The organism is Thiomicrospira aerophila AL3, assembly GCF_000227665.2.
GTDB classification, from domain to species: domain Bacteria; phylum Pseudomonadota; class Gammaproteobacteria; order Thiomicrospirales; family Thiomicrospiraceae; genus Thiomicrospira; species Thiomicrospira aerophila.
The window spans coordinates 187,132-204,000 of record NZ_CP007030.1 but is presented as its reverse complement, the minus strand read 5'-3'; the positions used below and the strand labels follow the sequence as shown (position 1 = coordinate 204,000).

The following is a 16,869-nucleotide window of genomic DNA, read 5'->3' as shown; positions in this document are numbered from 1 at the left end:
GAAGCTTTAATAAAGTTTGGGATGAAGAAAAACAAAAAACCCGCACAATGGCGGGCTATAAACATTTAAACCTTACAAAAAGGTATCAGGTGTGTTTTAAAACGGCACATCATCGTCATCAAAATCATTCGGCTGGTAAGCAGGACGCTGTTGTGGCGCAGGCTTGGCTGCAGGACGCGCTGGCGCACCACCTTGCATAGGCGGCTGTGCATAGCCGCCTGAGGCTTGCGCTGGGCGTGCTGGCGCCGCACCGTAACTAGATTGATCATAAGAGTCACCACCCATACCACCCTGACCACCTTGACGATTACCACCACCCAGCATCTGCATCACACCGCCACCTTGGTCTATCACAATTTCCGTGGAGTATTTATCTTGACCCGTTGCTTGATCTTGCCACTTACGCGTTTGCAATTTACCTTCTAAATAAACCTGCGACCCTTTCGTTAAATACTGCTGAGCAATTTCGGCTAACTTGCCAAAAATAACCACGCGATGCCACTCGGTACGCTCTTGCCGCTCGCCGGTTGCACGATCATTCCACTGCTCGCTGGTCGCCACACTCAAATTGGCTATCGCATTACCATTGGCGGCATAACGTACTTCCGGATCACGACCTAGGGTACCCACTAGGATTACTTTATTTACTCCACGCATCGCTTACTCACTTTTCTCTTACTTGCTTAAAATATTCTAATAACGCTGTCTCATCGACTAGCTTGCGATCAATCTTAAAATAAGCCTGCTGCTCATCAGCTATAACCACCGCCTCAAACACACCTTCATAGGCACACAGTTTGTGTTCCAACTCGGCCACTTCACTTGCTAAAACCGGACCTACTGCCACCGATGCGATACTCCAAGGCATGGGCTTTTGCATGGTGGCCGCCAAAGCGACCCAAATTAACGCTAGGGTCATCGTAAACAAGAAAAGCCCATTATAACCATAAAACTGGAAGAAAAAGCCGCCAACTGCGCCACCAATAGCAGCGCCCATAAACTGACTGCTCGAATAAACGCCACTGGCGGTACCCTTTTTGTCAGCAGGCGAAAGCTTGACTACCAGAGATGGCAAAGACGCCTCAAGTACGTTAAATGCCGTAAAGAATAATAATAGCAAAATAAACAACAAAAACAAGCTTTGCTGATAAACCGCGAAACCCAATTGCGTAATCGCAATCATGGCAATCGCACCCACAAAGACCATCTTCATGCGCCCACACGACTCCGCCTGAATAATGAGTGGCACCATCAACACAAAGGACAATAACATCACCGGCAAATAAATTTCCCAATGACTCATCGAATCCATACCACCCTCATCGCGCAGAATGAACGGAATCGCCACAAACATGGCCGTTAAAATGGCATGTAAAATAAACACCCCCACATCTAATCTTAACAGCTGGGTATTTTTAACCACTTGTAGCAACTGGCTCGGAATCGCTTCGGCCTCACGTTGAAAGCGTTGCTCGGTAATCGGTGGCAGCGCTAACCACACCAATAGCATCGCAAAGAGTGCTAATCCGGCAATAACCCAAAAAATACCCCGCACGCCAATAAACTCAGCCAACAAGGGCCCAAGCACCAATGACAGCGTAAAAGATAATCCGATGGTAATACCCACGATCGACATGGCGCGCAAACGATAAGGCTCACGCACCAAATCCGATACACTGGCTGTTAATACCGCTGCCACCGCGCCTGCACCCTGAATCGCTCGTCCTAAAATCATCATTTCAATCGATTCAGCAAGGGCACAAATAATTGAGCCAATCAAAAAGACGATTAACCCCAATTGAATTAATGGCTTGCGCCCAAAACGATCCGACAACATTCCATACGGAATTTGCAACAAGGCCTGGGTTAAACCATAAGCACCAATCGCTAAACCAATTTGAATCCCGGTAACATTGGAAAACTCTTGCTCGGCAAACAATGCAAAGACCGGAAAAATCATAAACAAGCCGAGCATTCTGGTTGAAAAAATACTGGCAATTGAAAACGTAGCACGACGCTCGAGTGGATTCATGCGTCGCGATAAGGCATCAGACATATCGACCCTTTTTGTCATTTACGCAACCATTTTATGAATGGTTGCGTTAGCATAGTAAAATAAAAAATAATGTGACCGATTATACCACCCGAAAACCATCCAAGAGGTAAAGCTATGCAAATCACGCCGCACGCTACCACGACAAACTTGATGACATCAAATCGCCTAAGCAAACTACTGGCAATACTGGTGTTTAGCTTTGCGGGCCTGGCGCAGGCGCAGGTGCAACATGATATTCATTTCAGTATCACCGAGCAACTCGAGGTGGCCAATGACCAAATGATTATCCAGCTGGCCGCACAAGCCCAAGCCGACAACACCCAAGCGGTGAGCCGACAGATTAATCAGGCGATGCAGCAAGCCTTTCAACAACTCACCGCCGATGAACGCAACTTTGTGCAGACTGGTCAATACAGTGTTAACCCACGCCACAATCGTGATGGTGACATTATCCACTGGCAAGGCCAGCAACAACTGATTCTGACCTTACCTATTGATGCCGATATCAGCGAATTATTAAACCGCTTACAACCCTATTTGTCTTACCAATCCATGCAGGCAGGACTGAGTCACCCTAAACGCCAAGAGGCCGAAAACACCCTGCTTGAAACGGCACTTAAAAGCTACCAAGCTCGCGCCAAACTGATTGCGACCAGTTTAGCTGCAAACCAATACCGCATTCGTGAAACCCACATCCAAACTCAGCAACAAGCTGGTATCTTTCCTCAAGCACGCATGGCACTAGCAGCGAGCATGGATAGTGCGCCGGTCATTGAAGCCGGTAACCAAACACTGTCCATCAGTGTTAACGGTACCTTGGTCATTGAGTAACAACTAGATTAGGCCAGTTTTTCGTGCAGTTGCAGGATTTTTTGCTGAATCAGTTGGCGTTTTTCAGTGCTCATCGCATCTAAATGCCTTACCTGCATCCCCAGCCGGGGATGCCCGCGAAACAGTTCTTGGTGTTGCTCAATAAAACCCCAATAGAGCGTGGTAAACGGGCAGGCCTGGTCGCCAGTCGCCTCTTTGGGTTTGTAGCGGCAGTGTTGGCAATAGCCGGACATCTTGTCAATATACTGACCGCTGGCAATGTACGGTTTGCTCGCCATTAAGCCACCATCGGCAAACTGACTCATGCCCAACACATTCGGTAACTCGACCCACTCCACTGCATCAACATACATGGCCAAATACCACTGATGTACCTGCTCAGGTTTAGCCTGCCAAAGCAATGCAAATAAGCCGGTCACCATCAAGCGCTGAATATGATGGCCATAACCATACTCCAACACCTGACCGATTGAATCCTTTAAACAGGCCATCTCGGTGTCGCCTGTCCAGTAAAACCCTGGTAAATCTTGCTGCGCATTCAAAGCATTCATGCTTAACCAATCGGGCATATACGACCAATACAGCCCGCGCACATATTCACGCCAACCTAAAATTTGCCGAATAAATCCTTCTACTGCGTTTAATGGGGCTCGCCCTTGTTGATACGCCTGTTCGGCCGCCGCCATGACTTCACGCGGATTGAGCAGTTTAAGATTAAGTGCCACCGATAACAACGAATGATACAACCAGGCCTGGTTAGGCCACATCGCATCCTGATAATCGCCAAACTTGGCTAACCTATGTGCAATAAAATCCTCCAAGGCGGCCAGCGCTTGCTCACGGGTCACCGGCCAGCCAAATTCTGCCAACTTGCCGGGGTGCGGCGCAAAATGAAATTCAACATCTTTAATAACCTGTTGTGTAATCGCATCGGGCGTAAACATTAATGGCGCTGGCACGGCTTGCGGGCCGGTCTTGCCAAAGCTTTGGCGATTATCCGCATCATAATTCCACTTGCCACCCATCGGTTTTTTATCGTCCATTAAAATACCGGTGCGCTGGCGCAAGTGCCGATACCAATACTCCATGGTCGGTTTTTTGCGACCCGCTAACCAGGTTTTAAACTCCCCAGGTTCTGCGATAAAGTGAATGTCCGGTAAAACATTCAGCGGTGTAGCGTTTTGCTGACACGCGACTTTAATCTGTTGTAACACCCGATAATCACCCGGCACCACCAACTCAACTGCGCCGACTTGATGGTGAGATAAAAATTCGCCTAATGCCTGCTCAAATCCCACAAAATCATGACTTCCCAAAACCAAATAATGCAGCGACCAGGCCTGCTGCCGCAAAGACTCGGCAAAATGGCGCATCGCGCTTAAAAACAACACCGTGCGCTGTTTATGCGATTGCACATGAGTCGATTCTTCTGGTAACTCCGCCATCCATATCGCATCTTGAGTAGGATCAAAGTCCTGCCAAACCAACGCATCGCGGTTTAACTGATCGCCCAACACCACTACTAATTTTCTAATCATCTTTGCTACCGCCTTGTTTGCCGTGTTTTGCAGACCGCCGACAACGTTCCGAACAATACATCACCTGCTCCCAATCCTTCGCCCACTTTTTGCGCCAGACAAACGGACGCACACAAACCGGGCAGGTTTTGGTCGGCAACTCGGATTTCTTGCGCATTTTCATTTAAAACAAACTCAATTGTGGACTATCAGCTTCACGAGCGCTGGCAATTTTTTTAGACCTACGCCGACTGGCCGGACGCAAGCGGCTACCATGCTTAACATAAACTTGCTGCGCTTGTGCACGAGCACTCGGTTGCTTGCGTAACGCGGCAAGCTGTTGTTTTGCCTCACGCGCTGACTGCTCAAGATCAACAATCGGCCAGGGATAATCTTGCCCCAACACCAGGCCTGCTTGTGCCAACCATTCCGGCGCCGCATCCCAAGGTGCGTGAATAAACGCGGCCTCTAAACCGGCCAGTTCAGGACACCACTGCTTGATAAAACGACCTTCAGGGTCATGGTCTTGTGACTGCTTAACCGGGTTATACACCCGCATCGCATTAATCCCGGTGGTGCCGGATTGCATTTGTACCTGCGAGTAATGAATGCCCGGTTCATAATCAGTGAACAAACGCGCCAGCAATGGTGCTGTATCGCGCCAATCTAGCCAAAGCTGATAACTGGCAAAACTCATCACCATCGCCCGCATCCGAAACGGTAACCAACCGGTATGGCGCAAGCAACGCATACACGCATCGACCAACGGCACGCCAGTTTGTCCTTCAAACCAAGCCTGCAAACGTGTCGGATACTGACCTTGGCTTCGCAGCCCCTCTGTTTCAGCTTGCAAACAGTTAAACTCCAGTGCCGGCTCGGTTTCCAGTTTTTGCATAAAATGGCTTTGCCAGTGAAGCCGTGACACGAAAGCACTTAAGGCGCGGCCATTTTTTTCGCCCAACTTGCCTCGCGCGCTGTAGGCGGCTTGCATCACCTCACGAATCGACAGACTGCCCCAAGCTAAATGTGGGCTGAGCCGTGAACTGGATTGTCGGGCAGCCAACGGCTTGGCAATGTCATACAAATAACGCGATAGATGGCGCTGCAGAAAATCGGCCAAGCGTTGCTCGCCGCGTCGCCGCCCGCCCGGCTGAGTCTGCTCATCGGGCACAATCGGTCTCGGCAAATGATCTTCAAGCTGCTGGGCCAGCCCGTTGGCAGTTAACGGCGGCGCCATCAGCAGGCCTGATAAGCTGGCCGGTGCGGGGATGAAGGCTTGTTGAAAAAACTGTTCGGCTTGAGCCTGCCAATGATCTCGTTGTGCTGGGCCACGTTTTATCGGATGCTGGGCTAATTCATACCAAGGAATCTGTTGATCTTTTAACCAAGCTTTAACCTGCTTATCGCGTTGATAGCTCCAGGCATTGCCGGTTTCTTGATGCGACCAGATCGCGCTGATCTGATAATCCTGTTGAAGCTGCGCAAATAGGTCGGTCACCTCGCCAACCGCAAACACCAAGCCTTGACCCAACGCACGTAAGTCCGCATCCAAGTCCAGCAAACAATCCGCGACAAATCGCCATTGGCGCAAACTGGCATCCGGCTGTTGCCAAAGCACTGGCTCGAAAACATAGACAGGTAAGACCGCGCCCTGCTGGGCGGCAAAATACAGCGGCGCATGATCATGGATACGCAAATCACGCTTAAACCAGACCAGTTGTACCCTTGGCTTGCTTTGATTAGCCGGCCGATCCATAACATAGCTCAACATGATTAATGAAGGCTAAATTATAGGCATTGCCGACCAAAAGTGACACAGGTGTTATACAACTAAAAAAGATAACACCGTGAAAGGACTCACGCTGACTCGCTTACTGCGCGGCTTGATCAATCGCCTGGGTTAACTTAGTTTGCACCTCAGATGCGACTGCTTTAATGGCGGAATCATCGGTTAAACAACTCAATAGATGAACCGGTTCAATCATGCCAATTTTAACCTGGCCTTGCTCGGTAAAGACCGATATGCGACAAGGTAGTGCCATATTTAAACGCATATCTGCCGCCAGTACTTGCGAGGCCACCCCTGGGCCACATACTTCAAACACACGGCATTCTTCGGCAAACTCAAAACCTTTACTGCGCAACGTAGCGCCCAGATCATGCACATGCAAGACCCCAAAAGGAATAACCACCACCGCCGCATTGAGGGCTTCGCAGGCCTGCTCAAAGGTTTTTTTGGTATTCATTACATAATACATATCGACTCCTTGACCAACATTAAGCGGGTAAATTAAAGTTTGTCCAGACCAGTTGAGTAGCAAACTTTTCGGTAAAGTTCACTGCATCAACATCATCAATCCAATCGGGATCTTTGATGCCGGGTGGATAATAAGCATAGCCAATTTTATATTCATCACCCATCCGCCCCAACACAAAGGTCAGCTTGGCACGACTGGCACTTAATATCAGTGAGCAGGTGTTATTAGGGTTAATCTCACAACGCACAATCGGTAAACCCGCGTCATTTAAGCCGGCCGCATCGGCTTGGGCTTGCAAAAGACTATACAGCTGGTCATATTCAGTAATCATCTAGCTATCTCGTTTATCAAACTAAAAGGCCATTGTACTGGAAAAAGCCTACTAAGGGTTATGGCTGGGCTTCGCGATAGGTTGCAAAACGCTCTAGCCGATAATAATTGTTGAGACCACTGATACCCACACTGTTTAACGCACTTAAATCCAAGCCACCATCCGGCGCATAATGCGGCTGTTCAATCCAGATGTGCTCAACCTGGCCAATCAGAATAACCGTGCCGTTATGCTTAACCGGCATCTCATCAACAAATCGTAGCCCATATTTGACCTGCGATTGTGCAACAAACGGCGCTGCAAATCCCTCCAAAAAAACCGGTGTTAAGCCTGTCGCATCAAACTCTGAAACATCCTGTGGATACTTAGCGGAGGTTTGATGCGCTTTATCGGCCCAGTCAGGATGAACATGGTTTAGGGTATAGCAACCACTGCTGACAAGATTGTCATAGCTGTGGCGCGGCACATCGCCCTTCGAGCGCAATACCATGCCAATCAGCGGTGGGCTACTGCCCATATGGAACACCGAACTAAACACGGCTAGATTCGCTTGACCTTGCGGGTTCACTGTGCCAACTAAATTTGCCGGCTTAATCCCCGTAATCGAGTTAATTAACTGAATTTGTTCAGCTTTAGGTAAATCAGCTAAGGCTTGGGCATTTAGAATCATGGCAGGCTCACAGATAATATCAGCGGTTAAATTTGCTGTAACCTTAGCTTAACCAGGCCTGGTTAAGCGTGAAGAAAATGCGAAAAAGGAAAAATCAAGCGACTGCTCACCAGGCCTGCTTGTTAAATCGGTGTAAAAACGAATCATGTTATAATCTGCGTTTTGCTTAATTTGGGCGGGTTGGTCATGCTTGAGAAGATTATTATTCGCGGGGCGCGGACGCATAATTTAAAGAATATTGATGTCACTTTGCCGCGCGACAAGCTGATTGTGATTACCGGCTTATCGGGATCAGGTAAATCATCCTTAGCGTTTGATACCATCTACGCCGAAGGCCAACGCCGTTATGTCGAATCACTGTCAGCCTATGCACGCCAGTTTTTATCGGTGATGGAAAAACCCGATTTAGACCATATTGAAGGCTTGTCACCGGCGATTTCGATTGAGCAAAAATCCACCTCTCACAACCCACGTTCCACCGTCGGCACCGTCACGGAAATTTACGATTATCTACGCTTATTGTACGCCCGCGCCGGCACACCGCGCTGCCCAACTCACGATGTTGACCTGGAAGCGCAAACCGTCAGTCAAATGGTCGACCGTACGCTTGAACTGCCGGAGGGCACCAAATGTTTATTGGTGTCGCCAGTGGTGCGTGGCCGTAAAGGTGAGCACAACAATCTGTTAGATGAATTGAAAGCCCAGGGCTTTATCCGTGCGCGCATTAATGGCCGCTTAATGGATTTAGACGGCTCGATTGCGCTCGATAAAAACAAAAAGCACGATATCGAAGTGGTGATTGACCGCTTTAAAGTGCGTGAGGATCTGAAACAACGCTTGGCCGAATCCTTTGAAACCGCGCTGCGATTGTCAGATGGCTTGGCGCGTGTGGTGCCGATGGACGAAGACGATGACTTTGAGTTGCTGTTTTCCGACAAGTTCTCTTGCCCGCATTGTGGCTATAGCGTGCCGGAACTCGAACCGCGTTTATTCTCATTTAACAACCCGCATGGCGCCTGTCCAACCTGTGATGGCTTGGGGATTAAAGAAAGCTTTGATGCGGATCGCGTGATTACGCACCCGGAATTGAGTTTGGCCGGCGGGGCGATTCGTGGCTGGGATCGTCGCCATAAATACTATTACGATATTCTATTGGCTGTGGCGACCCACTATGGCTTTGATATGGAAACCCCATGGGCAGAGCTGGATGAAAAAGCCCGCCAAATCGTGCTGTATGGCTCAGGACGCGAACGCTTAGCCCTGCCGCACGGTAAATATTCCGAGGTGCGCCGTTTTGAGGGCGTGTTGCCCAATATGGAGCGACGCTATGCGGAAACCGAAAGCAAAACCGTGCGCGATGAGCTGGATAAATATCGCGTCACCACTCCCTGTAAAACCTGTGGCGGTGAGCGCTTAAACGAAGCGGCGCGCCATGTGTTTGTCGCTGATATCACCCTGCCCAAACTGACCCATAAATCGGTCGGCGAGTTGTATGCATTTTTTGACCAACTCAGCCTGCCAGGCGCGAAAGGCCAAATTGCCGCACCGATTTTAAAAGAAGTCCGTGAACGCCTGTCGTTTTTGGTGAATGTGGGCTTGAACTATTTAACCCTGGATCGCAGCGCCGACACCCTCTCCGGTGGCGAAGCGCAACGCATTCGCCTTGCCAGTCAGATTGGTGCAGGCCTGGTGGGTGTGATGTATGTGTTGGACGAACCCTCGATTGGGTTGCACCAACGGGATAACGACCGTTTGCTGCGCACCCTGACCCATCTGCGTGACTTGGGTAACACCGTCATTGTGGTCGAACACGATGAAGATGCGATACGCGCCGCTGACTATGTATTAGACATTGGCCCCGGTGCCGGCATTCACGGTGGGCGCATTATGGCGCAAGGCACGCCTGATGAGGTCAAAGCCAATCCGCAATCGCTAACCGGCCAATACCTTAGCGGTAAACGCAAAATTGAAGTGCCGCCACAACGGGTTAAACCGGGCAAAAATTGGCTGAAAATTATTGGCGCAACAGGTAATAATCTCAAAGACGTGACCCTGGAAATTCCAGCAGGCCTGCTAACTTGCATTACTGGGGTATCGGGTTCAGGTAAATCAACCTTGATTAACGAAACTCTGAGCAAGATTGCTGCGCGGGATCTTAATGGCGCATTAGGCGAACCCGCGCCTTACCAAAAAGTAGAAGGCTTGCAACACTTTGACAAAGCGGTGAATATTGACCAAAGTCCGATTGGTCGCACACCGCGCTCCAATCCGGCCACCTATACCGGTTTGTTCACGCCGATTCGTGAATTACTGGCCGCCACGCCAGAAGCACGCACACGCGGTTATAACCCGGGACGCTTTAGCTTCAATGTCAAAGGCGGTCGCTGTGAAGCCTGCCAAGGTGATGGCGTGATCAAAGTTGAAATGCATTTTCTGCCTGATGTCTATGTGCCCTGTGATGTCTGTCACGGCCAGCGCTATAACCGCGAAACCTTGCAAATTCAGTACAAGGGCAAAACCATTCACGACATTCTGGACATGACAGTGGAAGACGCGCGCGCGTTTTTTGACGCCATTCCGGCGTTGGCGCGCAAATTGCAAACCCTGATGGATGTCGGACTCGGTTATATCAAACTCGGCCAAAGCGCGACCACCCTATCAGGTGGTGAAGCCCAGCGCGTGAAACTGGCCAAAGAACTCTCCAAACGCGATACCGGCAACACGCTGTATATTTTGGATGAACCCACCACCGGCTTGCATTTTCACGATATCGAACAACTGATGAAGGTCGTCTATGAATTACGTGATCGCGGCAATACCATTGTGATTATCGAACACAATCTCGATGTGATTAAAACCGCTGATTGGCTGGTCGATCTCGGTCCCGAAGGTGGCGCGGGCGGCGGTCAAATTATTGCCACCGGCACACCGGAAGATGTCGCCAACCATCCTGATTCACACACAGGTTACTATCTAAAATCCTGGTTAAAGTAAGGCTATCGCTCGGTACGGCCTTGCCAGCTTAATCGCTCTGCTTTTTTAACCGGTTCATGCTGCCAGCGTTTAACCGGTTTTTGGAGCAGTAAATTATTGGGATACACCAACACATTCTGCTCTTTATCAATGATTCTGATTTGAAACAAACCTATATCATCTAATTTACCACGCACCGAATTGGCGCCATCAATAATCTCGATTTCATCACCGACTCGCGCTGGAAAAGTAAAAAAGACAATCACGCCTGAGGTGACATTGCTTAAAATCGACCACTGCGCAAATAACACCACCCCCATGACCGCTAACACCGAGCTGGCCACCACCCAGAAGCCACGATAATCGAAGCCCCAAATCAACGCCAACACCACCAGTAAAATGACCAACAAAATCACTTTAAAATAAATAACGACCTGGTTAATCCGTTGTATTTGATTACGATGCCGCTCACCCCATGAGCGCACTGCACGCTGGGTTAAATGAAATATGCCGCTATAGCCTGCTAAAACCAATGCACTAAATAATAGCTGATAAATCCAACGGTACTCGTCCAAGATTTCACCCTTTTGTTATATCTAGTTGTTTACGTAATTGCGCCAATAACGCCACAGCAAGGCTGTACTTGGCTTGCTTAGGTAAGGCGACCTCATCCGTTGCGGTCATCACCAACAAAGCATTCTCATCCACTTCAAAACCTTGGCCATCACCCACTTGATTGGCACAAATCATATCCAAACCCTTCTGCAGGCGTTTTTGGCGCGCATAGTCAGCTAGCTGTTGAGTTTCAGCAGCAAAGCCTACCACGTAAGGCTTATCAACCTGCTGTGCGACCCAAGCGATAATATCGGGGTTTTTAATCAACGTCAGCGTGAGTTCATCTTGATTGGGTTGTTTTTTAATTTTGTGTGACGAGGGTTGCGCTAGGCGATAGTCCGCGACCGCAGCAGCACCAATCATGATATCGACACTGGCATAATGGGCCTGCACTTGGCTAAACATTTGCATGGCCGAGCGAACATTAATCCGTGTAACACCTGTTGGCGTATCCAAATTGACAGGACCGGCGATTAGGGTGACCTCGGCACCTTTTTGCGCCGCCGCGGCCGCTATGGCAAAGCCCATTTGCCCAGAACTCCGATTGCCAATAAAACGCACCGGATCGAGATCTTCAAAAGTGGGACCCGCAGTAATTAGTACTTTTTTACCTAACCAGGTCTGCTGATGGCTTGTTTCAGCTATTGCAGACGCTGAATTATAAGCGGCGACAGCTCGGGCTATATCATCTGGCTCCGCTAAGCGACCCGCACCCACATCACCGCAGGCCTGCTCACCCTCGCCGGGCGCTATCAGCTGCCATCCTCGCGCCATCAATGCCGCCACATTGTCTTGCGTCGCGCTATTTGCCCACATTAATTGATTCATTGCGGGTGCAAACAGAATGGGACGGTCGCTAGCCAAACACAAGGTGGTCAATAGGTCATCGGCCATGCCAACCCGCAAACGTGCCAGTAAATTGGCCGACACCGGTGCTAACACAATCAAATCTGGCCAACGCGCCAACTCAATATGCCCCATGCCATTTTCTTGCGCTAAATCAAATAGGCTATCCCGAACAGGGCGTCCCGATAGCGCTTGAAAAGACAACGGCTGCACAAACTGTTTAGCGCCCTCGGTCATGACCACTTGCACTTGATGGCCGGCTTTCACCAGTAACCTGACGAGCTGCAAGGCTTTGTAAGCCGCAATACCGCCACTGACACCCAATAATATCTTCATCGTTTTCTATTACTCAATAGTATCAGTTGGAAAATAACGCATCTAACTGCGCAGGGATTTCAGGGCGTCCTTGCGGATTCAGGGCCGTACCCACCACCTTCGCTTGCATAATGAGTTTATCATCCGCAGACCGATAAATATGCTGCAAAAAAGCAAAGCGTAGCCGTGATTCTTTAACGCATTCCACGGTGATATAAAAATCATCTTGGGGGCGCAATGAGCCCTTATAGTCCAGTTCAGCATGGGTAACAACCAAATGAATTTGCTGGGCCGTTAGTTCAGCAAAATTAACCTTATGCGCTAATAAAAATTCATGGCGCGCATGTTCAAGATAGTTCATATAAACACTATTGTTGACCACACCTTGTAAATCACACTCATAATCGCGAACCCGTAACGAAATCGTAAACATATTCAACTCCTTGTAATCAACCTGCGACGGCTAAATCTAGGCGTAATACCTGTTGCAGCCATTGTCCTATGGCATCGAGTTCTGGAGCACAGACCTGATGCTGCATCGGATAGGCTTGCCACTGCACCCCATAGCCTTTTGCCACTAAATCATCACGCGCTTGGGCGCCCAACTGCAATGGAATAATAGGATCCTGCTGGCCATGCGCAATAAAAATGGGCATTTGGCGATGTAAATAAAACTGCTCTACTAACGGGCACCAAGTTGATAGCGCCATAATCCCCGCCAAGGCGTGGTCATAGCTTAAACCAGCATGCAAGGCCACTAGCCCACCTTGCGAAAAGCCAGCTAACACAATCCGCTGTTCATCAATACCACTATCACGTTGCTGTTCGATAAGCTTATAAACCTGATGACACGACACACGAATACCCGCTGAATCGACATCATTCATTAAGTCCATCGAACGAATATCAAACCATGAACGCATCGTCATACCGCCATTAATGGTCACTGGTTGAACAGGTGCATGCGGAAACACAAATCGTATGCCATGACTAGCCGGCAAATTTAGACTCGGTACAACCTCGGCAAAATCATGGCCATCTGCTCCTAAGCCATGTAGCCAAATGACGGCGGCGGTGGCAGGGCTTTGTGGTTCAATAATCACCGGGGCAAGCTTACTCATTCGTCTGTCCTATCTGTTTTAAAAGTCTGCTAAAATAAGCCCATTTTAACCCCTTGCGCTGGAGGCTGCACATGTCTTTAAAATCAACTGGCTTTAAAGCAGGCCTGCTGATAAGCCTCCTTTGGTTAATGGGCGGATGTGGCAAAAAGGGGCCGCTCACTTTGCCAGACAAGGTGCACGCCGCCGCGCACCACGCGACACCAAACGAATTCAAACCGGCTTTAGCCTTCAAGGAAACCCGATGAGCGACCTATTTCACTACCAAAACAACCAATTATTTGCAGAAGGCAAGGCTGTTACTGAGCTGGCTAAAACCTATGGCACCCCGCTTTACATCTACTCTCGTACCGAACTTGAGCAACGCTGGCAGGCATTTAATCAGGCTTTTGGCAGTCAACCTCACCTCGTTTGCTATGCGGTCAAAACCAATTCTAATCTTGCGGTTTTGCAAGTGCTCGCCCAATTAGGTTCCGGCTTTGATATTGTGTCGCAAGGTGAACTAGAACGCGTGCTGCGCGCCGGTGGCCAAGCTAATAAAGTGGTGTTCTCCGGTGTGGCCAAAAAAGAAATCGAAATTGAACGCGCCCTCGCGGTAGGCATACGTTGCTTTAACATCGAATCCCACGCCGAGCTGGCACGCATTCAGGCCGTTGCGGCTCACATGGATAAAATCGCGCCGATTTCGATTCGCGTCAACCCGAATGTCGATGCCAAAACGCACCCTTACATTTCCACCGGCTTGAAGGAAAATAAATTTGGCGTAGATATCGTGACTGCGCCAGCGCTCTATCAACAAGCTGCCGCTTTACCGAATATCAAAGTGATCGGTATTGATTGCCATATTGGCTCACAACTCACCGAGATTGCACCCTTTGTCGATGCGCTGAAAAAGGTTTTAGAGCTCAAAACAACCCTCGCAGGACTGGGCATTGAGATTCACCATTTAGATTTAGGCGGCGGCTTAGGCATTCGCTATACAGATCAAACGCCGCCGGCGATTAGCGATTATTTAGCCGCGCTCTTAACCGAGCTGAATGACCCCAGCATTGAGGTCATCATTGAACCGGGTCGTGCTATCGCAGGTAATGCGGGGATTTTGGTGACCGAGGTGGAATACCTTAAACCCACCGAACACAAAAACTTTGCCATTATTGATGCCGCCATGAATGACCTCATTCGCCCGGCGCTCTATCAAGCTTATCAAGACATCATCCCCGTTACCCCTAGAAACGAAGGCACAGCCGTAGAATGGGACGTTGTTGGGCCAGTTTGTGAAACGGGGGATTTTTTAGGTAAAAATAGATTATTGAATCTGCAGGCCGGCGATTTATTGGCGGTCATGTCAGCAGGGGCCTATGGTTTCACCATGAGCTCTAATTACAACACTCGACCACGCGCGGCTGAGGTGATGGTACAAAACCAGCAGGCCTGGTTAGTGCGTCCACGCGAAACCTATGACGACTTAATGGGCAAAGAGCAGCTTATTTAACGCACATATTGATGCCGATTGATCTTATGCTTGGCCAGTTTCGAGTTTAAGGTCGTCGGCTTTAGTCCCAAGCGAGCTGCTGCGCCGTCTTCACCAAAAATTTTACCGCGACAGGCTTGTAGCGCCGCGATCAATGCGCGTTGCTCTATCTCCTGCCAAGTTTGTGCTGCGTTCAAGCGACTAGACGGTGTGGCAACCGCTTCACCTTCCACATGATTAGGTAGTTCTAACACAAAGCGATCTGTCTGTGCCAAGATCACGCCGCGCTCGATCACATTGACCAATTCACGGATATTGCCAGGCCAATCATAGCCCTGCATCGCCTGCATATCAGCCTGACTAAACACCAACTTAGCGCGATTAAATTTCCGACAGACTATGGTTAAAAAATGTTCCGCTAATAAGGGAATATCTTCTCGCCGCTCACGCAGTGGGTAAGACGCAATCGGAAAGACATTTAAGCGGAAAAACAAGTCCTCACGAAAGCGCTTGGCACTGACTTCCTGATCCAGATCGCGATTAGTGGCCGCTAAAATACGCACATTCACTTGGCGCGTTTTTGACTCACCGACCCGCTCAAATTGCCCTTCCTGCAACACCCGCAGCAACTTACTTTGTAATGCCAAGGGAATCTCACCGACTTCATCAAGAAACAGCGTGCCGCCATTCGCTAACTCAAAGCGCCCAACACGATCTTGCACCGCACCGGTAAACGCGCCTTTAATATGCCCGAAAAACTCACTCTCAAATAGCTCATGCGGAATCGAGGCACAGTTCACTTTGATAAAAGGACGCTCCGCTCGAGCACTGGCTTGATGTATAGCCTGCGCAATCAGCTCCTTGCCTGTACCGGACTCCCCAGTAATCAACACGCTGGCATCGGTAGGTGCGACAACATCTATCTGCTTAATGGTCTGCAAAATGGCGCGGCTGCGTCCGACAATTGACTTGTAATTATGTTCAATACGATACGTTTCTTGTAAATAGGCATTTTCAGCCTCTAAGCGTTGTTTAAGCGCCTGCACTTCTGCCAAGGCATGCTTTAGCTGCGTTTCAGCTTCGATACGCTCACTAATGTCACGAAACACCACCACCGCACCCACCAATTGCCCCGAATCTAAAATCGGCGTACTGGTATAGGCCACCGGAATAGCACGACCACTCTTGGTCCAGAACACCTCATCATCGACTTGACGAATTTCACCATCCCGAAAGGCGGCATAAATAGGACAATCGTGACCATGATAATGGCGCCCGTCGGGATGATGGTGGTGAATAAGATCATGAACATTTTTCCCAATCATCTCTTCAGCGCGCCACTCTAAAATACGCTCACAAGCCGGGTTAACAAAAGTTGCCTTGCCGTCGATATCCACCCCATAAATCCCATCACCGACCGACTGCAAAATTAAATCATTCTCGCGCTCAAACTCACGAAACGCCTGCTCAATGGTTTTCCAATAAACCAAGCCATCGCGATGCAAGCGATGCACTTCAGCCAATTGCCGCCGTTGAGCTAGGCTAGGCTTACTGGTCAACACCATCGCGACCAGTGATTGACTAGATTCATCGGCAACCCGAAAGCCCAACGCCTCGACCGCTAAGGTTTTGCCACTTTGCAAACGAATACTCAGCTCACTCGACCAGGCCTGCTGTTTCTCCAGGATTTCTTGAGTAAATACCACCAACTTACCCGGCGGGGAGCTAAATATGTCCGTGGCCCGATCGACCTCAGGCAGTAGTTGTTGCGCTTTGAGATTGCGATAGCAAATCTTATTGGCGAAAGGGTCCACCAAAATACAGGCTTCGGGTAACTGGGTAAAAAACAAACCAAATAAAGACATACT

The 16,869-nt window shown here is 49.4% G+C and carries 17 protein-coding genes; 4 read left to right on the top strand and 13 right to left on the bottom strand.

All coding sequences use genetic code 11. The annotated features are described in order from the left end of the window. Positions 1-96 precede the first annotated feature (96 nt). On the bottom strand, positions 97-657 hold the full coding sequence (ssb, locus tag THIAE_RS00975) for a single-stranded DNA-binding protein (protein ID WP_006459562.1): 561 nt from the start codon (positions 655-657) through the stop codon (positions 97-99). Between the two features lie 7 nt (positions 658-664). Further along, on the bottom strand, positions 665-2,074 hold the full coding sequence (locus THIAE_RS00970) for an MFS transporter (protein ID WP_239232385.1): 1,410 nt from the start codon (positions 2,072-2,074) through the stop codon (positions 665-667). A gap of 96 nt (positions 2,075-2,170) precedes the next feature. On the opposite strand from THIAE_RS00970, the gene THIAE_RS00965 reads away from it, so the two are divergent. Beyond that, positions 2,171-2,887 (top strand): SIMPL domain-containing protein, encoded by a 717-nt coding sequence (locus THIAE_RS00965; protein ID WP_006459564.1) that lies wholly within the window; start codon positions 2,171-2,173, stop codon positions 2,885-2,887. An 8-nt stretch (positions 2,888-2,895) separates the two neighbouring features. On the opposite strand, the gene THIAE_RS00960 is transcribed toward THIAE_RS00965, so the two are convergent. The 6 genes from THIAE_RS00960 to THIAE_RS00940 all read right to left on the bottom strand — a co-directional run bounded on the left by THIAE_RS00960 (position 2,896) and on the right by THIAE_RS00940 (position 7,663). After that, on the bottom strand, positions 2,896-4,425 hold the full coding sequence (locus tag THIAE_RS00960) for a cryptochrome/photolyase family protein (protein WP_006459565.1): 1,530 nt from the start codon (positions 4,423-4,425) through the stop codon (positions 2,896-2,898). After that, the gene (locus THIAE_RS10710; RefSeq protein ID WP_006459566.1) at positions 4,418-4,588 is read right to left on the bottom strand and encodes a DUF2256 domain-containing protein; all 171 of its coding nucleotides are present in this window, start codon (positions 4,586-4,588) and stop codon (positions 4,418-4,420) included. Before THIAE_RS10710 ends, THIAE_RS00960 begins: the two co-directional genes overlap by 8 nt. Beyond that, positions 4,589-6,175 carry a cryptochrome/deoxyribodipyrimidine photo-lyase family protein gene (locus THIAE_RS00955; RefSeq protein ID WP_239232384.1) on the bottom strand — a complete coding sequence of 529 codons (1,587 nt, stop codon included), beginning with the start codon at positions 6,173-6,175 and terminating at the stop codon, positions 4,589-4,591. Between the two features lie 100 nt (positions 6,176-6,275). Next, positions 6,276-6,662 carry a DUF302 domain-containing protein gene (locus THIAE_RS00950; RefSeq protein WP_006459568.1) on the bottom strand — a complete coding sequence of 129 codons (387 nt, stop codon included), beginning with the start codon at positions 6,660-6,662 and terminating at the stop codon, positions 6,276-6,278. A gap of 19 nt (positions 6,663-6,681) precedes the next feature. Further along, entirely contained in the window at positions 6,682-6,993 is a 312-nt protein-coding gene (locus THIAE_RS00945; protein ID WP_006459569.1) for a hypothetical protein, read from the bottom strand. A 58-nt stretch (positions 6,994-7,051) separates the two neighbouring features. Beyond that, entirely contained in the window at positions 7,052-7,663 is a 612-nt protein-coding gene (locus tag THIAE_RS00940; RefSeq protein ID WP_006459570.1) for a flavin reductase family protein, read from the bottom strand. 186 nt (positions 7,664-7,849) lie between these two features. On the opposite strand from THIAE_RS00940, the gene uvrA reads away from it, so the two are divergent. Next, on the top strand, positions 7,850-10,657 hold the full coding sequence (uvrA, locus tag THIAE_RS00935) for an excinuclease ABC subunit UvrA (protein ID WP_006459571.1): 2,808 nt from the start codon (positions 7,850-7,852) through the stop codon (positions 10,655-10,657). 2 nt (positions 10,658-10,659) lie between these two features. Here uvrA and THIAE_RS00930 read toward each other — a convergent pair whose 3' ends face one another. Genes THIAE_RS00930 through THIAE_RS00915 form a run of 4 tightly spaced genes read right to left on the bottom strand, consistent with a single transcriptional unit; the run spans position 10,660 to position 13,533 of the window. After that, entirely contained in the window at positions 10,660-11,211 is a 552-nt protein-coding gene (locus tag THIAE_RS00930; RefSeq protein WP_006459572.1) for a mechanosensitive ion channel domain-containing protein, read from the bottom strand. A 4-nt stretch (positions 11,212-11,215) separates the two neighbouring features. Then, on the bottom strand, positions 11,216-12,433 hold the full coding sequence (coaBC, locus tag THIAE_RS00925; RefSeq protein WP_006459573.1) for a bifunctional phosphopantothenoylcysteine decarboxylase/phosphopantothenate--cysteine ligase CoaBC: 1,218 nt from the start codon (positions 12,431-12,433) through the stop codon (positions 11,216-11,218). Between the two features lie 22 nt (positions 12,434-12,455). Next, positions 12,456-12,845 carry an acyl-CoA thioesterase gene (locus THIAE_RS00920; protein ID WP_006459574.1) on the bottom strand — a complete coding sequence of 130 codons (390 nt, stop codon included), beginning with the start codon at positions 12,843-12,845 and terminating at the stop codon, positions 12,456-12,458. Positions 12,846-12,861: 16 nt separating this feature from the next. After that, positions 12,862-13,533, bottom strand: a complete 672-nt coding sequence (locus tag THIAE_RS00915; RefSeq protein ID WP_006459575.1) for an alpha/beta hydrolase — start codon at positions 13,531-13,533, stop codon at positions 12,862-12,864. A 71-nt stretch (positions 13,534-13,604) separates the two neighbouring features. Here THIAE_RS00915 and THIAE_RS10840 point away from each other — a divergent pair, with 71 nt between their 5' ends. After that, complete coding sequence (locus THIAE_RS10840; protein WP_006459576.1) at positions 13,605-13,778, top strand: lipoprotein; 174 nt, start codon at positions 13,605-13,607, stop codon at positions 13,776-13,778. Next, complete coding sequence (gene lysA / locus THIAE_RS00910) at positions 13,775-15,022, top strand: diaminopimelate decarboxylase (protein WP_006459577.1); 1,248 nt, start codon at positions 13,775-13,777, stop codon at positions 15,020-15,022. Before THIAE_RS10840 ends, lysA begins: the two co-directional genes overlap by 4 nt. On the opposite strand, the gene THIAE_RS00905 is transcribed toward lysA, so the two are convergent. Then, positions 15,019-16,866 carry a sigma-54 interaction domain-containing protein gene (locus THIAE_RS00905; RefSeq protein ID WP_006459578.1) on the bottom strand — a complete coding sequence of 616 codons (1,848 nt, stop codon included), beginning with the start codon at positions 16,864-16,866 and terminating at the stop codon, positions 15,019-15,021. The genes lysA and THIAE_RS00905 overlap by 4 nt on opposite strands. Positions 16,867-16,869 lie beyond the last annotated feature (3 nt).